General features: G+C 74.9%; 14 protein-coding genes. 2 read left to right on the forward strand and 12 right to left on the reverse strand.

Going from position 1 to position 15702, the window contains the following annotated elements; translation table 11 throughout:
* Nucleotides 1-16: 16 nt before the first annotated feature.
* From ACSMX9_RS02760 to rpe, 4 genes are all read right to left on the reverse strand, one after another.
* The gene (locus ACSMX9_RS02760; protein ID WP_445399686.1) at nucleotides 17-1390 is read right to left on the reverse strand and encodes a cryptochrome/photolyase family protein; all 1374 of its coding nucleotides are present in this window, start codon (nucleotides 1388-1390) and stop codon (nucleotides 17-19) included.
* 86 nt (nucleotides 1391-1476) lie between these two features.
* Entirely contained in the window at nucleotides 1477-2973 is a 1497-nt protein-coding gene (locus ACSMX9_RS02765) for an SDR family oxidoreductase (protein WP_445399688.1), read from the reverse strand.
* A gap of 150 nt (nucleotides 2974-3123) precedes the next feature.
* Nucleotides 3124-4164, reverse strand: coding sequence for a sugar-binding transcriptional regulator (locus tag ACSMX9_RS02770; protein ID WP_351240570.1), 1041 nt, complete (start codon nucleotides 4162-4164; stop codon nucleotides 3124-3126).
* 105 nt (nucleotides 4165-4269) lie between these two features.
* Nucleotides 4270-4950 carry a ribulose-phosphate 3-epimerase gene (rpe, locus tag ACSMX9_RS02775; RefSeq protein WP_351240568.1) on the reverse strand — a complete coding sequence of 227 codons (681 nt, stop codon included), beginning with the start codon at nucleotides 4948-4950 and terminating at the stop codon, nucleotides 4270-4272.
* Between the two features lie 127 nt (nucleotides 4951-5077).
* Between rpe and ACSMX9_RS02780 the strand changes: the two genes are divergently transcribed.
* A complete protein-coding gene (locus ACSMX9_RS02780) occupies nucleotides 5078-5749 on the forward strand; it encodes an HD domain-containing protein (RefSeq protein WP_445399690.1) in 672 nt (223 codons plus the stop codon).
* 37 nt (nucleotides 5750-5786) lie between these two features.
* Here ACSMX9_RS02780 and ACSMX9_RS02785 read toward each other — a convergent pair whose 3' ends face one another.
* Both ACSMX9_RS02785 and fmt read right to left on the reverse strand, forming a co-directional pair.
* Nucleotides 5787-7235, reverse strand: a complete 1449-nt coding sequence (locus ACSMX9_RS02785) for an RsmB/NOP family class I SAM-dependent RNA methyltransferase (RefSeq protein ID WP_445399692.1) — start codon at nucleotides 7233-7235, stop codon at nucleotides 5787-5789.
* Nucleotides 7236-7385: 150 nt separating this feature from the next.
* On the reverse strand, nucleotides 7386-8318 hold the full coding sequence (gene fmt, locus ACSMX9_RS02790; RefSeq protein WP_445399694.1) for a methionyl-tRNA formyltransferase: 933 nt from the start codon (nucleotides 8316-8318) through the stop codon (nucleotides 7386-7388).
* A gap of 254 nt (nucleotides 8319-8572) precedes the next feature.
* Here fmt and ACSMX9_RS02795 point away from each other — a divergent pair, with 254 nt between their 5' ends.
* On the forward strand, nucleotides 8573-9112 hold the full coding sequence (locus ACSMX9_RS02795; protein WP_445399696.1) for a hypothetical protein: 540 nt from the start codon (nucleotides 8573-8575) through the stop codon (nucleotides 9110-9112).
* 75 nt (nucleotides 9113-9187) lie between these two features.
* Here the strand turns inward: ACSMX9_RS02795 and ACSMX9_RS02800 are convergent, their stop codons facing one another.
* The 6 genes from ACSMX9_RS02800 to ACSMX9_RS02825 form a co-directional block, all read right to left on the reverse strand.
* Nucleotides 9188-11347, reverse strand: a complete 2160-nt coding sequence (locus ACSMX9_RS02800; RefSeq protein ID WP_445399698.1) for a primosomal protein N' — start codon at nucleotides 11345-11347, stop codon at nucleotides 9188-9190.
* Nucleotides 11348-11460: 113 nt separating this feature from the next.
* Complete coding sequence (metK, locus tag ACSMX9_RS02805) at nucleotides 11461-12672, reverse strand: methionine adenosyltransferase (protein WP_445399700.1); 1212 nt, start codon at nucleotides 12670-12672, stop codon at nucleotides 11461-11463.
* A 257-nt stretch (nucleotides 12673-12929) separates the two neighbouring features.
* The gene (coaBC, locus tag ACSMX9_RS02810; RefSeq protein WP_445399702.1) at nucleotides 12930-14162 is read right to left on the reverse strand and encodes a bifunctional phosphopantothenoylcysteine decarboxylase/phosphopantothenate--cysteine ligase CoaBC; all 1233 of its coding nucleotides are present in this window, start codon (nucleotides 14160-14162) and stop codon (nucleotides 12930-12932) included.
* A 142-nt stretch (nucleotides 14163-14304) separates the two neighbouring features.
* A complete protein-coding gene (rpoZ, locus tag ACSMX9_RS02815) occupies nucleotides 14305-14577 on the reverse strand; it encodes a DNA-directed RNA polymerase subunit omega (RefSeq protein WP_030620214.1) in 273 nt (90 codons plus the stop codon).
* Between the two features lie 93 nt (nucleotides 14578-14670).
* The gene (gene gmk / locus ACSMX9_RS02820) at nucleotides 14671-15264 is read right to left on the reverse strand and encodes a guanylate kinase (RefSeq protein WP_445399704.1); all 594 of its coding nucleotides are present in this window, start codon (nucleotides 15262-15264) and stop codon (nucleotides 14671-14673) included.
* A gap of 38 nt (nucleotides 15265-15302) precedes the next feature.
* Nucleotides 15303-15626: an integration host factor gene (locus tag ACSMX9_RS02825; protein WP_351240552.1), complete on the reverse strand. Its 324-nt coding sequence runs from the start codon at nucleotides 15624-15626 to the stop codon at nucleotides 15303-15305.
* Nucleotides 15627-15702: the final 76 nt, after the last annotated feature.

A 15702-nucleotide genomic window follows, 5' to 3' on the forward strand; every position in this document is an offset into this window, starting at 1 on the left:
TCCGCCCGGCGGTCGTTCACCCGGCCTCCCTGCCCCGGCGGAACCGTTCGGTCCCGGCCGCCAGGTCCACGAGCGGCTCCGGGTAGTCGTAGCGGGCGCGCTCGGTCGCGGACAGCTTCCAGGGCTCGTGCACGGCCGGTCCGGCGAGGCCGGCGAGTTCGGGCACCCAACGCCGCACGTAGCTGCCGTCGGGGTCGTGACGCCGGCCCTGGCGCACCGGGTTGAGCACCCGGCCGGGGCGGGTGTCGGTGCCGGTGCCGGCCGCCCACTGCCAGTTGAGCTGGTTGTCGGCCACGTCCCCGTCGACCAGGAGGTCCAGGAAGTGCCGGGCCCCGATCCGCCAGTCCAGGTACAGCGTCTTGGTGAGGAAGCTGGCGGTCAGCAGCCGGGCCCGGTTGTGCATCCACCCCTCGTGGCGCAGTTGGCGCATCGCCGCGTCGATCACCGGGTAGCCGGTGCGGCCGGTCCGCCACGCCTCGGCGTCCCGGTCAGCCGCCGCTCCGGTCCGCCACCGGTCGTGCCGGGGGCGGTAGTCGGCGTCGGCCGCGTCGGGACGGGCCGCGAGGACCTGGTGGTGGAAGTCGCGCCAGCACAGTTGGCGGACGAACGCCTCGGCGCCGCCGCTGCCGACCGCCCGGGCCCGGTGGACCACCTCGGCGGCGGACACGGTGCCGAAGTGCAGGTGCGGGGAGAGGCGGGAGGTGCGGTCGCCGGGCAGGTCGTCGTGGCCGTCCGCGTATCCGTCGAGCCCGCTGCGCAGCCAGCGGGTCAGGAGCCGACGGCCGGTCTCCTCGCCGCCCGCGGCCAGCCCCGGCGACACCCCGGTCACCCCGTCGCGGGCGGGGAGCGGCTCCGAGCGGAGCGCCTCGGGCACCCGGACGGCACGGGGCGCGGCCAGGGGCTCGCGGAGCGGTTCGGCGTTCCAGCGGCGCAGGTAGGGGGTGAAGACGGCGTAGTGGTCGGTGCCCTGCGGGGTGACGGCTCCGGGCGGCAGCGCGGTGATCACCGCCTCGTGCGCGGTGAGCCGGCCCCCGGCCTCCCGGACGGCCGTCGTGAGGCGCCGCTCCCGGCGCGCCGCGTAGCCGCTGGCCCCGGCCGCGAGGTGCACCTCGCGGGCGCCCGTCTCGGCGAGCACCTCCCGCACCGCGGTGACCGGGTCCCCGGAGCGCACCACCAGTCGGCCGCCCCGGCGCCGTAGCCCGGCGTCCAGGTCCCGCAGGCAGTCGGCGAGGAAGGCCAGCCGGTTGGGCGGGGCGAATCCCGCCGCCTCGATCGCCGGGTCGCGGACGAACAGCGGGACCACCCGGTCCGCGGCGCGCAGGGCGGCCCGCAGCGGCGGGTGGTCGTGCAACCTCAGGTCGGAGGTGAACAGGACGACGGACGCGGTCACGGGCGCCACTCCTCGGTCGGACGGTTCGGCGTGCCCCTTCTTCGGCCCGGGGGCCGCGATCGGACGCACCCGGTGGCGGTCGGGTCCTACTCGTTCCCGGCGTCGCGCTCGGCGGTGCGTTCGGCGGTGCGGGCGATGTTGCGGACCATGCCGCCGAACACCAGGGCGTGGAAGGGGGCGACGCTCCACCAGTACAGGTGGCCCAGCAGTCCGCGCGGGTGGAACAGCGCCCGTTGCCGGTAGCGGCTGCGCCCCTCGGCAGCGGGTTCGGCGGTCAGCTCCAGCCAGGCCAGTCCGGGCAGCCGCATCTCGGCGCGCAGGCGCAGCAGTCGTCCCGGCCGGATCTCCTCCACCCGCCAGAAGTCGAGGGAGTCGCCGGCGCGCAGCCGGGCCGCGTCCCGCCGGCCCCGGCTGAGGCCGACCCCGCCGATGAGCCGGTCCAGCCAGCCCCGTACCGCCCAGGCCGGCGGGAAGGAGTACCAGCCGTTCTCGCCGCCGATGCCCTCGATGACCCGCCACAGGGCGGTGGGCGGGGCGGCGACCACCGTCTCCCGGCGGTCGGTGTACAGGCTGCCGCCGGCCCAGTCGGGGTCGGTGGGCAGCGGGTCGCTGGGGGCGCCGGGCGTGGCGGCGGAGGACCAGCGGGTGGCGACGTTGGCCTCGCGGACCCGGCGCAGGGCGAGGGCGAGGGCGGTGTCGAAGGGCAGGGGGTGTCCGGGCGGGTCGGGGACGTACCGGGTGATGTCGTGTTCCTGCTGGACCACCTCGTGGCGGAGCGATTCGGCGAGCGGACGGGCGAGCGCCGGCGGGACCGGGGTGACCAGGCCGATCCACCGGCTGGACAGTCCGGGGCTGAGCATCGGCACGGGGAGGACGAGCCGGCGCGGGAGTCCCGCGACGGCGGCGTAGCGGGCCATCATCTCCCGGTAGGTCATGACGTCCGGCCCGCCGATGTCGAAGGTCCGGTTGACCTCCTCGGGCATGGTGGCGCTGCCCACGAGGTAGCGCAGCACGTCGCGGACCGCGACGGGTTGGACGCGGGTGGAGACCCAGCTGGGGGTGACCATCACCGGGAGGCGTTCGGTCAGGTAGCGCAGCATCTCGAAGGAGGCGGAGCCGGAGCCGATGACCACGGCGGCGCGGAGCACCGTGGTGGGCACCCCGGAGGCCAGCAGGACCCGGCCGACCTCGGCGCGGGAGCGCAGGTGCGGCGAGAGTTCCCGGACGGGCACCCCGGCCGGGGTGAGCCCGCCGAGGTAGACGATGCGGCGGACGCCGGCGGCGCGGGCCTGCTGGCCGAAGGAGAGGGCGGCTTCGCGGTCGGTGCGCTCGAAGCGGGAGCCGCCGCCCATGGTGTGCACGAGGTAGTAGGCGACGTCGACGTCGCGCAGCGCGGCGGCGAGGGAGTCGGCGTCGGTGACGTCGCCGCGGACGAGTTCCGCGCGGCCGGCCCAGGGGTGGTCACGCAGCACCGCCGGGTCGCGGGCCATGCAGCGGACCCGGTGGCCAGCGTCGAGCAGTTCGGGCACCAGGCGCCCGCCGATGTATCCGCTGGCCCCCGTGACCAGGCAGCGCAGCACCACCGTGTCCCCTCACTCGGTCGGGAAGCGCCCCGGTGTCCGTGCCTCCGGGGCTCTGGACCAGCGCACCACAGCGCGGGGCGGAGCACCCCTCCGGAGGTCCGAAAGGGGGCCGGGTGCGCGGCCCGCGCCGGTGCGGCGCGGGCGGCGCGGTCAGGCGTCCGGGTCCCGGCGCTCCAGCGCGGGGGCGGGCGACGTTCCGGTGGTCATCAGCAGGTCCGCCGCGGCGGTGTCGGTGACGAGGCTGGTGACCAGCCCGGACCGCAGCACCGCGTCGATGGCCGTCGCCTTGCGGCGGCCCCCGGCGATGGCGATGACCTCGGGGATCCGTCGCAGCCGGTCGGCCTCGACGGTGATGCAGCGCTCCCCCAGGTCCCTACCGACTCGGCGGCCCTCCGAGTCGAACAGGTGGGCGGACATCTCGGCGGCGACGCCCAGCGAGGCGTAGTGACCGCGTTCCTCGTCGGTGAGCATGTCGTGCACCGTGGAGATCCCCGGCTCCCAGGAGCCGATGGAGACGCAGGCGACGGTCACCTTGTCGAAGTACTCGAAGGCGCGGGCGATCCCGGTCTGCTCCCGCAGCGCGGCGGCGGTGGCCGCGTCGGGCAGCAGCATCGGGGCGTAGATGGGGTGGGCGTCGCCGCCGGAGACCTGGGCGGCCCGGCGGACCGCCTCGACGGACCCCCGCTCCGCGGTCCCCGCGTCGTACACCCCGGTGAGCTGGACGACCGTGCACTGCGGCAACCGGTCGAGCGCCGCCGCCATGTGGATGGTCGAGCGTCCCCAGGCCAGTCCGAGGACGTCCCCCTCCGTCACCAGTTCGCCGAGCAGGTCCGCGGCGACCTCTCCGAGGTTCTCCGGGTCCGGGGAGTCCTCGGTCTCGGCGGGCGACTCGACCACCACGGCGTGCCGCAGGCCGTAACGGGCGCGCAGCGCGTCGGAGCGTTCCGCGTCCAGTTCGGCGGGCACCCGGATCTCGATGCGCACGAGGTCCCGTTCGAGGGCGGTCTCCAGCACCCGGGCCACCTTGAAGCGGCTGACGCCGAACTCCTCGGCGATCTGGATCTTGGATTTGCCCTCAAGGTAGAAGCGGCGGGCCATGGCGGCGGCCTGCACCAGCTCAGCGGGTCCCATCCGCATGGCCGATCGGCCCGCCGAGAAGCCAGTCAAGGCGATCTCCTCACTGCTGTTCACTTCTGTTCACAACCCGGCCGGCTCACAACCGGCTCTCGTCGTTCATCCTCGCAGATCCCGTTCGACCGATGAGCCCGGATGAAACGTCGTTCATCTGCGGGTGGCTCAGTGCTCGCAGGCCCGGACGCCCCCGGCCGACTCCGCCAGGGTGCGCAGCCCTCGGACGGCCTGGGCGGGATCGGCCGCGCCGTAGACGGCGGAGCCCGCCACGAACACGTCCGCCCCGGCCTCGGCGCACCGCTCGATGGTGGCGGCCGAGACCCCGCCGTCGACCTGGAGCCAGAGTTCCAGGCCGTGCTTGGTGATCAGCTCCCGGGTGCGGCGGATCTTGGGCAGCATGATGTCGAGGAACGCCTGGCCTCCGAAGCCGGGCTCCACCGTCATGATCAGCAGCATGTCGAGTTCCGGCAGGAGGTCCTCGTACGGCTCGATGGACGTGGCCGGCTTCAGCGCCATGGAGGCCCGGGCGCCCTTGGCGCGGATCTCCCGGGCCAGCCGCACCGGGGCCGCCGCGGCCTCCACGTGGAAGGTGACCGACCCCGCGCCCGCCTCGACGTACTGGGGGGCCCAGCGGTCGGGGTCCTCGATCATCAGATGGCAGTCGAGCGGGGTGTCCGTGGCGCGCGCCAGGGATTCCACGACCGGAACGCCCAGGGTGAGGTTGGGGACGAAGTGGTTGTCCATGACGTCGACGTGGAGCCAGTCGGCGCCGTCCACCGCACGGGCCTCTTCGGCGAGGCGGGCGAAGTCTGCGGAGAGGATACTGGGATTGATCTGCACGGCCATGGTCCAAGACTGCCATGCCGGCCGCCGGTTGCTTCCCCGATCCCCGTCCGGGCGGCCGTCCGCTCCGGACCCCCACGACCGAACTGCCCGACCTGACCGGAATTGCCCCAGCCAGGGAGTGAAGGCGATGACGAACCCGCAGGAGCCCGGCTCACCCCCCGCCCCCGAGGAGGTCGCCGGGGTCTCCGTACCGGACACCGAGGTCGCGGCGGCGGCCACGGAGTTCATCCGGGACACCACGAGCGAGCTGATCTACCACCACTCCCGCCGGGTGTACTTCTTCGGCGCCCTCCAGGGCGCCCGCCGGGGCCTCGGCTTCGACCCCGAACTGCTCTACGTGGCGGCGATGTTCCACGACGTCGGACTGGGCGAGCCCCACCGTTCCAGCGGACGGCGCTTCGAGGTGGACGGCGCCGACGCGGCCCGCGACTTCCTGCGCGGCTACGGGCTGCCCGAGGACAGCGTGCGCCGGGTGTGGACGGCCATCGCCCTGCACACCACCCCCGGCATCCCGGAGCACCTGGAGCCGGAGGTGGCCCTGGTGACCGCCGGGGTCGAGTACGACGTCCTCGGCATCGGCTACCACGACCTGGCGGACCACCTCCGCACGGCGGTGACCGCCGCCCATCCGCGCCCCGACTTCAAGCAGCGCATCCTGGGCGCGTTCACGGACGGCATCGCCCCCAAGCCCGCGACCACCTTCGGCAACGTCAAGGCGGACGTGCTGCGCCACTTCGTCCCCGACTTCACCCCCGGCGACTTCGTGCAGGTCATCCGGGACTCCCCCTGGCCCGAGTGACCGGCCGCACGGGCCGGAACCCGGGCGGTGCGCACCGTCAGCCGGTGCGGCGCAGCAGCGCCAGGTACATGGCGTCGGTGCCGTGCAGGTGCGGCCACAACTGCACGTCGGGCCCCTCGCCCAGAGCGGGCACGCCGGGCATCAGCGGGCGGGCGTCGACGAGTTCGGCCGTCAGCGCCGGCCCAGCACCGCGCAGCACGTCGTCCACCACCGCCCGGGTCTCCGCGAGGTGCGGGGAGCAGGTGGCGTAGCCGACCACCCCGCCCACCCGCACCGACTCCAGCGCCCTCGCCAGCAGGGCGCGCTGGAGCGGCGCGAAACCCGCCAGGTCCTCGGGGCGGCGGCGCCAGCGGGCCTCGGGCCGGCGGCGCAGCGCACCGAGGCCGGTGCAGGGCACGTCCACCAGGACCCGGTCGAAGCTGCCCGGCCGCCACGGCGGCCGGGTTCCGTCGGCGGTGACCACCTGGTAGGGGCCGGGGTTGCCGTCCAGGGCCCGGGCCACCAGCCCGGCCCGGTGCGGCTGCCGCTCGGCGGCCAGCAGCGCGGCCCCCCGCCCGGCGGCGAGGCCGGCGAGCAGGGCCGCCTTCCCGCCGGGGCCGGCGCAGCCGTCCAGCCACCGGGCGTCGGGCCCGTCCAGCGGCGCGTTCGCCACGGCCAAGGCGACGAGCTGGCTTCCCTCGTCCTGCACACCGGCCCGGCCCTCCCGCACCGCCTCCAGCGCACCGGGCTCGCCGCCCTCGGTGAGCCGGACCGCGTACGGCGACCAACGGCCCGCCACGGCGCCCTCGCCGGCCAGCCCCTCGCGCAGCGCGTCGACGTCGATCCGGCCGGGGCGGGCCACCAGGGTGACCTCGGGGCGTTCGTTGTCGGCTTCCAGCAGGTCCTCGATGCCGGCGCGGCCACCGCCGAGGGAGTCCCACAGGGCGGAGACCACCCAGCGGGGGTGCGAGTGGACGACGGCGAGGTGGTCCTCGGGGTCCTCGTCGTAGGGCGGGGCGACCCGCTCCAGCCAGCCGTCCAGATCGTGCTGGGTCACCTTGCGGAGCACGGCGTTGACGAACTTCGCCCGCCCGTCCCCGAGGACGACCCGGGCCAGCTCCACCGAGGCGGACACCGCCGCGTGGCTGGGGATGCGGGTGCCCAGGAGCTGGTGGACGCCGAGGCTCAGCACGTCCAGCACGGGCGGGTCGACCTCGCGCAGCGGCCGGTCCACGCAGGCGCCGAGCACCGCGTCGTAGGTGCCCTGACGGCGGAGCGTGCCGTACACCAGCTCGGTGGCCAGGGCCGCGTCCCGGTCGTCGAAGCCGTCCTGCTCCCGGGCCTTGCGCAGCAGCGGCGGCAGGACGAGGTTGGCGTACGCGTCGCGCTCGTCCACGGCGCGCAGGGCGTCGAAGGCGAGGATGCGGACGGGGTCCTTCTGGGGTCGCCGGTAGGGACGGCCGGGCCGCCGGGAGGGGGACGTCGGCCTGCGCCGCTGGTCGTTCACGACAAGGTGCTCCGGAGAAAGGGGGACGGGCGTGGAGGGGGAAGGCGCGGGACGCGCGTCCCGCCGCACGGAAGCGGAGGTCGGCGCCCCGTCCAGCGTACGCCGGGGTGCGGGGGCCCACGCCCCGGCGGGGGCCGGGGCGCCCACGCCTCAGTCGCCGAGCCGCTCCCCCGGGGCGATCCGCGCTCCCCGGGCCCAGTCCGCGGCGTTCATCGGCCGCTTGCCCTGGGCCTGCACCCACAGCAGCCGCACGGCCTGCGAGCCGCTGCCGACGTGCACGGTGCTCTTGCCCACCGCGAGTTCACCGGGGGCGAGGTCGGTGCGCTCGGGGTCCGGGGCGACCTGGACGAGCTTGAGCCGTTCGCCGCGGAAGACGGTCCACGCCCCGGGCGCCGGGGTGCAGCCGCGCACCACCCGGTCCACCCGCAGGGCGGGGGCCGTCCAGTCGACCCGGGCGTCCTCCACGCTGATCTTCGGGGCGACGGAGACCCCGTCGGCCGGCTGCGGCACCGCCTTGAGGGTCCCGTCCGCGATGCCGTCCATGGTGGCCGCGAGCAGTCCGCCGCCCGCGAAGGCCAGCCGGGTGAGCAGGTCCCCGCTGGTGTCGGTGGAACGCACCCGTTCGGTGACCGTCCCGTACACGGGCCCGGTGTCCAGGCCCTCCTCGATCAGGAAGGTCGAGGCCCCGGTGTACTCGTCGCCGGCCATCACCGCGTGTTGCACGGGGGCCGCCCCGCGCCAGGCGGGCAGCAGGGAGAAGTGGAGGTTGACCCAGCCGTGGGTGGGCACGTCCAGGGCGATCCGGGGCAGCAGCGCGCCGTAGGCGACGACCGGGCAGCAGTCCGGGGCGATCTCCCGCAGCCGTGCCAGGAAGTCCTCGTCCCGGGGGCGGGCGGGCTTCAGCACCTCGATGCGCGCTTCCTCGGCCCGTTCGGCGACGGGGCTCGCGACCAGTCGGCGGCCCCGTCCGGCGGGGGCGTCGGGCCGGGTGACGACGGCGGCGACCTCGTGCCGGTCGGAGGCGATCAGGGCGTCCAGGGCGGGAACGGCGACCTCGGGGGTGCCGGCGAAGACGAGCTTCATCAGGGTCGTTCGGCCTCTCGGAGCGGGGGCGGGGCGTGCACGGGGCGCACTCGGCGGGCAGCGCACCAGTCTATGGGGGCCCGGCCGGGGCACGCCGGGGGCGTACGTCGGCCCGTGCGCCCCGCTCGCATTTCTCGCGCCCCGGCACCGTGACCACTCCAGGCGTGGCGCGTTGGTCAAGACAGCGTTGACCGCCGGGCCGTCGAGACGGCCCGGCACACCCCCTTCCACCGCCGGTTCGAGAGGCTTGTCTGATGGCCGACCACGCAACCCACGACGCACAGGCACGGGCCAGCCTGCACCTGCTGGTGCGGGACATCGAGCGGGTCCGCCGACAGGTGGACGCCCTGCGGACGCTCACCGCCCAGTTGGGCAACGTCTACCGTCCCCGCCGCTCGGGCCCGTCCACGGGCTTCGTCGTCTACGGGCGCGCGCCCGCGCCCACCGTCCGCCTCGCCCAGGAACTGCGGGACAGCGTCGAGACCCTGGTCACCGCAGCCGTGGACTTCGACCGGTCGCTCGGCTTCTCCTGGGACGCGGTGGGCTCCGCCCTCGGCGTGACCAAGCAGGCGGTGCACCGCCGCTACGGTGCCCGCCGGGCCGCCGCCCAGGCCGCCGCCGAGGCGGAACGGGCCCAGGAGGCCGCACCCGCCGCCCGCCCGGTGGGGGTGACGGGCTCTCCCCTGCCGGCGGTTCCGGCCGCACGCACCATGCCGACGCAGCCCATCGGCGGCAGTCCTGCCCTGCGGGACGACAGCCGACCGAACGCCTTCCCGGGTCCGCGCAACGGCTGAGCCAGCGCGGCGGCGCGGCCGGGGTGCGGACGGACCTCCCGCACCCCGGCCGTCGCCGTGTCCGGGGACGGTTCCTCAGCCGATGTCCGGCGGATCCACCCGTACCTCGACCCTGCCCCCGCCCCCGGTGCCCCGCGCGGTCCGTGCCGCCTGCGCGGACTTCAGGGCGGCGGCCAACGCGCCGCCGCTGCCCGGTGGCACCCTCAGCAGGGCCCGCTCCCAGGGCCGGTCGGACGGGGGCCCTCCCGGGACGCCCGGTGCCGGCATCGGCACCGGGCCCAACACCACGACGTCGGCGGGCAACTCCACCAGGGCCAGGAACTCGGCGACCGCCTCCGGCGGGCCGGCGACCGACGCCATCCGGGACACCGGGGGGAACCCGAGTTCGGCACGGTCGGCCAGCTCGCGCAGCGCGTGCCCCACCGGGTCCCACCGCACCAGCGCCTGCACCGGACGCAGGGTCGGCTCGGCGACGATCACCACGGTGCCGCCCGAGCCCTGGTCCCGGACCAGGGCGCTTGCCCCCAGCCAGCGCCGCAGCGCCTCCTCGCCCGCCCGCAGATCGGGCCGGGACAGCATCGCCCAACCGTCCAGCAGCAGGGCCGCCGCGTACCCGCCCTCGGCCACGGGCTCCGCACCCGGGGTGCTGACGACCAGCGCGGGGGCGTCCGGGACGGTGTCCAGCACCTGTTCGCGGCCCGAGGTGCGCACCGGGACGGCGGGGAACGCCCGGCCCAGCTCCTCGGCGGTGCGCCGGGCCCCCACGACCTGCGCCCGCAGCCGGGAACCGCCGCACTCCGGACAGTGCCAGCGCGGCTCCTCACGCCCGCACCAGGAGCAACCGAGGCCGCCGTCCTCCCGGGCGGCCAGCGGTCCGGCACAGTGTCGGCAGCGGGCCGGGGCCCGGCACCGTGCGCAGGCCAGCCGCGGCACGTAGCCGCGCCGCGGGACCTGGACCAGGACGGGGCCACGGGCGAGCCCCTCACGGGCCACCTGCCAGGCCAGCGAGGGCAGCCGGGCGGCGCGGGCCGCGCCGTCCCGGGCCAGCTCCGCGTCCCCGACGGTGCGCACCAGCGGGGCGGCGGCCCGCACCCGGTCCCGGTCGGCCACCAAGGGCCGGGCCCAGCCGGTCTCGACGAGTTGGGCGGCCTCCACCGTGCACCCCAGCCCGCCCAGCAGGAAGCCGCACCCCTCGTGCGCGGCGCGCAGTTGGAGGACCTCGCGGGCGTGCGGCCTGGGCGCGTGCCGTTCGCTGTGGTTGCCGTCCCCGTCGTCCCACAGGACGACCAGCCCCAGGTCACGGACCGGGGCGAACATCGCCGCCCGGGTCCCGACGACCGCCCGCAGGGCACCCCGTCGCACGGCCAACCACTGCCCGTAGCGCTTCTCGGGACCCGCGTCCGCGGTGAGCACCGCGTGCCGGCCGGAGCCGAGCAGGGCGGTGAGCGCGGTGTCGACCCGTTCGACGACCCGCCCGTCCGGGACCACGACCAGGGCGCCGCGTCCCGAGGCCAGGGCGGCGGCGACGGCACGGGCGATCCCCTCCGCCCAGCCGGGGCCGGGCAGCGCGGTCCACACGGCGCGGGGGGCGGCCCCGTCGGCGAGGGCGCGCAGGAAGGCCGGGCCCCGTGCGTAGTTCTCCCAGGGGCCGGGGGCCGGCGCGGGGGGCGGGGGCAGCGGCTCGGGCGAGGGGCGTTTCTCGGCCCGGGCGCTGCGCGGGGGGACGGCCAGTTGCAGCACGTCGGCGAGGCTGCCGGCGTAGCGGTCCGCGACCGCCCGGGCCAGGGCAAGCAGTTCCGGTCCGAGGACCGGTTCCGGGGAGACGACCTGGGCGAGGGCGGCGAGGGGACCGGGGTAGTCGGAGGCGGCGACGCGCTCGACGAGGAAGCCGTCGACCAGTCCCCCGCCCTCGCGCCGCCCGCCGCGGACCTGGCCGCGGCCGGCGCCGAACCGCACCCGGACCCGGACGCCGGGTCGGGCCTGGGCGTCGAGTTCCTCGGGGACGGCGTAGTCGAAGTAGCGGTCGAGGTGGAGGACGCCCTTGTCCACCAGCACCCGGGCCACCGGCAACCGGCCGGCGAGGGCGGCGCCCCGCCAGGTGCGGGGTTTGGCCCGGGGGACCTCGGCCCGGCGGACGGACTCCCGGATCAGGGCGAGCTGCTCGGGGGGCTCGGAGCGGGGCCGGTCCTCCGCGCCCTCACCGGGGCCGGCCGCGCCGTGGTCTGGGCTGCTCACACCGCATTCCTACCAGACCGCACCGACAGCCCGGCCCCGGCGGCGGAGCACACAGCGAGGGCCGGACACCGCGACGGATGCGGTGTCCGGCCCTCGTCCGGGTGCAGGGGCGGTCAGAGCCCGGCGGCGGCGCGCAGGGCCTCGACCCGGTCCGTGCGCTCCCAGGTGAAGTCCGGCAACTCACGGCCGAAGTGCCCGTACGCGGCGGTCTGGGCGTAGATCGGCCGGAGCAGGTCGAGGTCGCGGATGATCGCGGCCGGTCGGAGGTCGAAGACCTCGCTGATCGCGCTCTCGATCCGGTCCGTGTCGACCTTGTGGGTGCCGAAGGTCTCGATGAAGAGGCCGACCGGTTCGGCCTTGCCGATGGCGTAGGCCACCTGCACCTCGCAGCGGGAGGCCAGCCCGGCCGCGACGACGTTCTTGGCCACCCAGCGCATGGCGTACGCGGCCGAGCGGTCGACCTTGGACGGGTCCTTGCCGGAGAAGGCGCCGCCGCCGTGGCGGGCGTAGCCGCCGTAGGTGTCGATGATGATCTTGCGCCCGGTGAGGCCGGCGTCGCCCATCGGGCCGCCGATCTCGAAGCGCCCGGTCGGGTTCACCAGCAGGCGGTAGCCCTCGGTCTCCAGCTTGATGCCGTCGTCCAGGAGCGCCTTCAGCTCGGGCTCGACGACGAACTCGCGGATGTCGGGAGCGAGCAGCGACTCCAGGTCGATGTCGGAGGCGTGCTGCGAGGAGACGACGACCGTGTCGAGCCGGACGGCCTTGTCGCCGTCGTACTCGATGGTGACCTGCGTCTTGCCGTCGGGACGCAGGTACGGGATGGTCCCGTTCTTGCGGACCTCGGACAGCCGGCGGGAGAGCCGGTGCGCCAGGTGGATGGGGAGCGGCATCAGCTCGGGCGTCTCGTCGCACGCGAAGCCGAACATCAGGCCCTGGTCGCCGGCGCCCTGTCGGTCCAGGTCGTCGGTCCCCTTGGACTCGACGCGGGACTCGTACGCGGTGTCGACGCCCTGGGCGATGTCGGGCGACTGCGCGCCGATGGACACCGAGACGCCGCAGGAGGCGCCGTCGAAGCCCTTCTTCGACGAGTCGTACCCGATGCCGAGGATCGTGTCGCGGACGAGTTGCGCGATGGGCGCGTACGCCTTCGTCGTGACCTCGCCGGCCACGTGGACCAGGCCGGTGGTGATCAGCGTTTCCACGGCGACCCGGGACGTCGGGTCCTCCCGCAGAAGCGCGTCGAGAATGGTGTCGCTGATCTGGTCGGCGATCTTGTCGGGGTGACCCTCGGTCACGGACTCCGAGGTGAAGAGACGGCGGGACACATCGCTCCCTGTGGTTGCAGCGGCTGCTGGCTGTTCATAGGCGGGCCCTCCGGAGGCTGCGCCCGGGGGGTCCGTCATCAGTTTATCGGTCGCGCTCGCCGGACGGGTCACGTGTCTCGCCACCTGGGAGGGCTGTGACCTGCGGCACCGGCATTCTGGTGCACGGTCGGTGCGCGCACCAGTACGCCCTGCCCGAATGTGGGGGTTGCCAAATCCCGGGAAGGGGGTTCCGGCGATTGTCGCGCAGGGACCGTCGCTCACCCCGTGGGCGCGCCGGGGAACCGGGCCGCCACCAGGTCCCAGACGGTGTCCGCCACGGCGTCCTTCGGTCCGAAGGGCACCGGGGTCAGGGTGCCGTCCGCGCCCAGGACCACGGCTTCGTTCTCGTCGGCGCCGAAGGTCTTGCGTTCCCCGACCTCGTTGACGACCAGCAGGTCACACCCCTTGCTGCGGAGTTTGGCGCGGCCGTTGTCCAGCACGTCGTCGGTCTCGGCGGCGAAGCCGACGACCACCTGTCCGGGGCGGGCCCGGTCCCGGGAGACCTCGGCAAGGATGTCCGGATTCCGTACCAGGACGATGGGGTCGGGCTCCTGCCCGTCCCGCTTCTTGATCTTGCCGGGGGCGTAGGCGGCGGGGCGGAAGTCGGCCACCGCGGCGGCCATGACCACCGCGTCGGCGGTGGCCGCGGCGGCGAGCACGGCCTCGCGCAGTTCGGCGGCGGTGCCCACCGGGACCAGGTCCACCCCCGCCGGGTCGGAAAGGGCCCCCGCGGTGTTGGCGGCGACCAGGGTGACCCGGGCGCCGCGGGCGGCGGCGGACCGGGCGAGCGCGTAGCCCTGCTTGCCCGAGGACCGGTTGCCGAGGAAACGGACCGGGTCGAGCGGCTCCCGGGTGCCGCCGGCGCTGACGACCACGTGCCGGCCGGTCAGGTCGGGCTCGCGGACCCCCCGGGCCAGGACGCGCCGGCACACCTCGTAGATCTCCCCCGGGTCGGGCAGTCGGCCCTTGCCGGTGTCCACCCCGGTGAGGCGGCCGACCGCGGGTTCCACGACGACCGCGCCGCGGCGGCGCAGGGTGGCCACGTTCTCCTGGGTCGCAGGGTGCTCCCACATCTCGGTGTGCATGGCGGGCGCGAAGACGACCGGGCAGCGCGCGGTGAGCAGCGTGTTGGTGAGCAGGTCGTCGGCGAGGCCGTGGGCGGCCTTGGCGAGCAGGTCGGCGGTGGCCGGGGCCACCACGACCAGGTCGGCTCCCTGGCCGATGCGGACGTGGGGCACCTCGTGGACGTCGGACCAGACCTCGGTGGCGACCGGCTGCCCGGAGAGCGCCGACCAGGTGGCGGCACCGACGAAGTGGAGCGCGGACGCGGTGGGGACCACCCGGACGTCGTGTCCCGATTCGGTGAGCCGGCGGAGCAGCTCGCACGCCTTGTAGGCCGCGATGCCTCCGCTGACCCCGAGCACGACCCTGGGCCTGGCCGCCTTGTTCATGTGTCTCCCGCCTCGACTCGCGTTCCGGCCCCGGGCCGGCACGCATCCCGTTGGTGCGCGTGTCACGTCCCATCAGACACCACGGGCCCGGCAGCGTCGCTGCCGGGCCCGTGACGGGTGGTGCTGCGGAGGAACCGCCGAGCTACTGGGCGGGGCCGTCGACGGCCTCGGAGGTCAGCAGGCCCGCGTTGATCTCGCGCAGGGCGATCGAGAGCGGCTTCTCGTGGACGTGGGTGTCGACGAGCGGACCGACGTACTCCAGCAGGCCCTCGCCGAGCTGGGAGTAGTACGCGTTGATCTGCCGGGCACGCTTGGCCGCGTAGATCACGAGGCTGTACTTGGAGTCGGTGGCCTCAAGCAACTCGTCGATCGGCGGGTTGATGATGCCCTCGGGCGCGGTGATGGAAGAGGACACGCTCTACCTTCCGAAATATGGGCCGTCGCTGCGGTCCGCGGTGGACGCGGGGCGCGGGGCCTTGAGGAAAAGACGGTACGGGATCAGCGAAGATCACACGACGTTCATCAAGGCTAGCAGCTCGCGCGCCACGTCCTTGACCGAGGTGTTGACCAGGGTGGTGTCGAACTCCGACTCCGCGGCCAGTTCGGTCGTGGCGGCTTCCAGTCGGCGGGCGATCACCTCGGGGGACTCCGTGCCGCGGCCGGTGAGGCGACGGACCAGTTCCTCCCAGGAGGGGGGAGCGAGGAACACCAGCTGGGCGTCCGGCATGGACTCCCGCACCAGGCGGGCGCCCTGGAGGTCGATCTCCAGGAGCACCGGCTCGCCGGCCTCCAGCCGCTCCTGCACTGCGCCGCGCGGGGTGCCGTAGCGGTTCCCGGCGAACTCGGCCCACTCCAGCAGCTCGCCGTTGGCGATCAGCTTGTCGAACTCCTCGTCGGTGACGAAGAAGTACTGCACGCCGTGCTGCTCGCCGGGACGGGGCCGCCTGGTGGTGGCCGAGACGGAGAGCCAGACCTCGGGGTGCTCCTTGCGCATGTGGGCGACGACCGTGCTCTTGCCGACCCCGGAAGGGCCGGAGAGCACGGTCAGTCGCGGACGTGCGTCCGGGGGTACGGGGGGCGTCCCCCGGGATGTTGCAGCCATGGAACGATTATCCCGCTTCGCGGGGGTGCCCGAGAACGTCAGGCGGGGCCGCCGCCGAACTCCCGCTCCAGGGACGCGATCTGGTTGGAGCCGAGCCCTCGGACGCGCCGGCTCTCGGAGATGCCGAGCCGCTCCATGATCTGCTTGGCGCGGACCTTGCCCACGCCCGGGAGGGACTCCAGGAGGGCGGAGACCTTCATCTTGCCGATGACGTCGTTCTCCCGGCCTTGTTTGATGACCTCGTGGAGGGAGGCGCCGGAGTGCTTGAGTCGATTCTTGACCTCGGCCCGCTCCCGGCGAGCCGCGGCGGCCTTCTCGAGCGCGGCTGCGCGCTGTTCAGGGGTCAGGGGCGGAAGAGCCACGCCTACGTCACCTCGGATGTCGAACTGTCGGATGTCTGTCAGGTACAGCAGTCCGGTGAGGAACCTAGTCGCCCCA

Source organism: Streptomyces sp. LE64, from assembly GCF_052606915.1.

What these genes read in the sequence shown, in the direction of transcription:
- rpe (WP_351240568.1), bottom strand. Translation starts at nt 4,950, where the DNA reads ATGGCCGTGCAGATCAATCCCAGTATCCTCTCCGCAGACTTCGCCCGC.
- ACSMX9_RS02780 (WP_445399690.1), top strand. Translation starts at nt 5,078, where the DNA reads ATGACGAACCCGCAGGAGCCCGGCTCACCCCCCGCCCCCGAGGAGGTC.
- fmt (WP_445399694.1), bottom strand. Translation starts at nt 8,318, where the DNA reads ATGAAGCTCGTCTTCGCCGGCACCCCCGAGGTCGCCGTTCCCGCCCTG.
- ACSMX9_RS02795 (WP_445399696.1), top strand. Translation starts at nt 8,573, where the DNA reads ATGGCCGACCACGCAACCCACGACGCACAGGCACGGGCCAGCCTGCAC.
- coaBC (WP_445399702.1), bottom strand. Translation starts at nt 14,162, where the DNA reads ATGAACAAGGCGGCCAGGCCCAGGGTCGTGCTCGGGGTCAGCGGAGGC.
- gmk (WP_445399704.1), bottom strand. Translation starts at nt 15,264, where the DNA reads ATGGCTGCAACATCCCGGGGGACGCCCCCCGTACCCCCGGACGCACGT.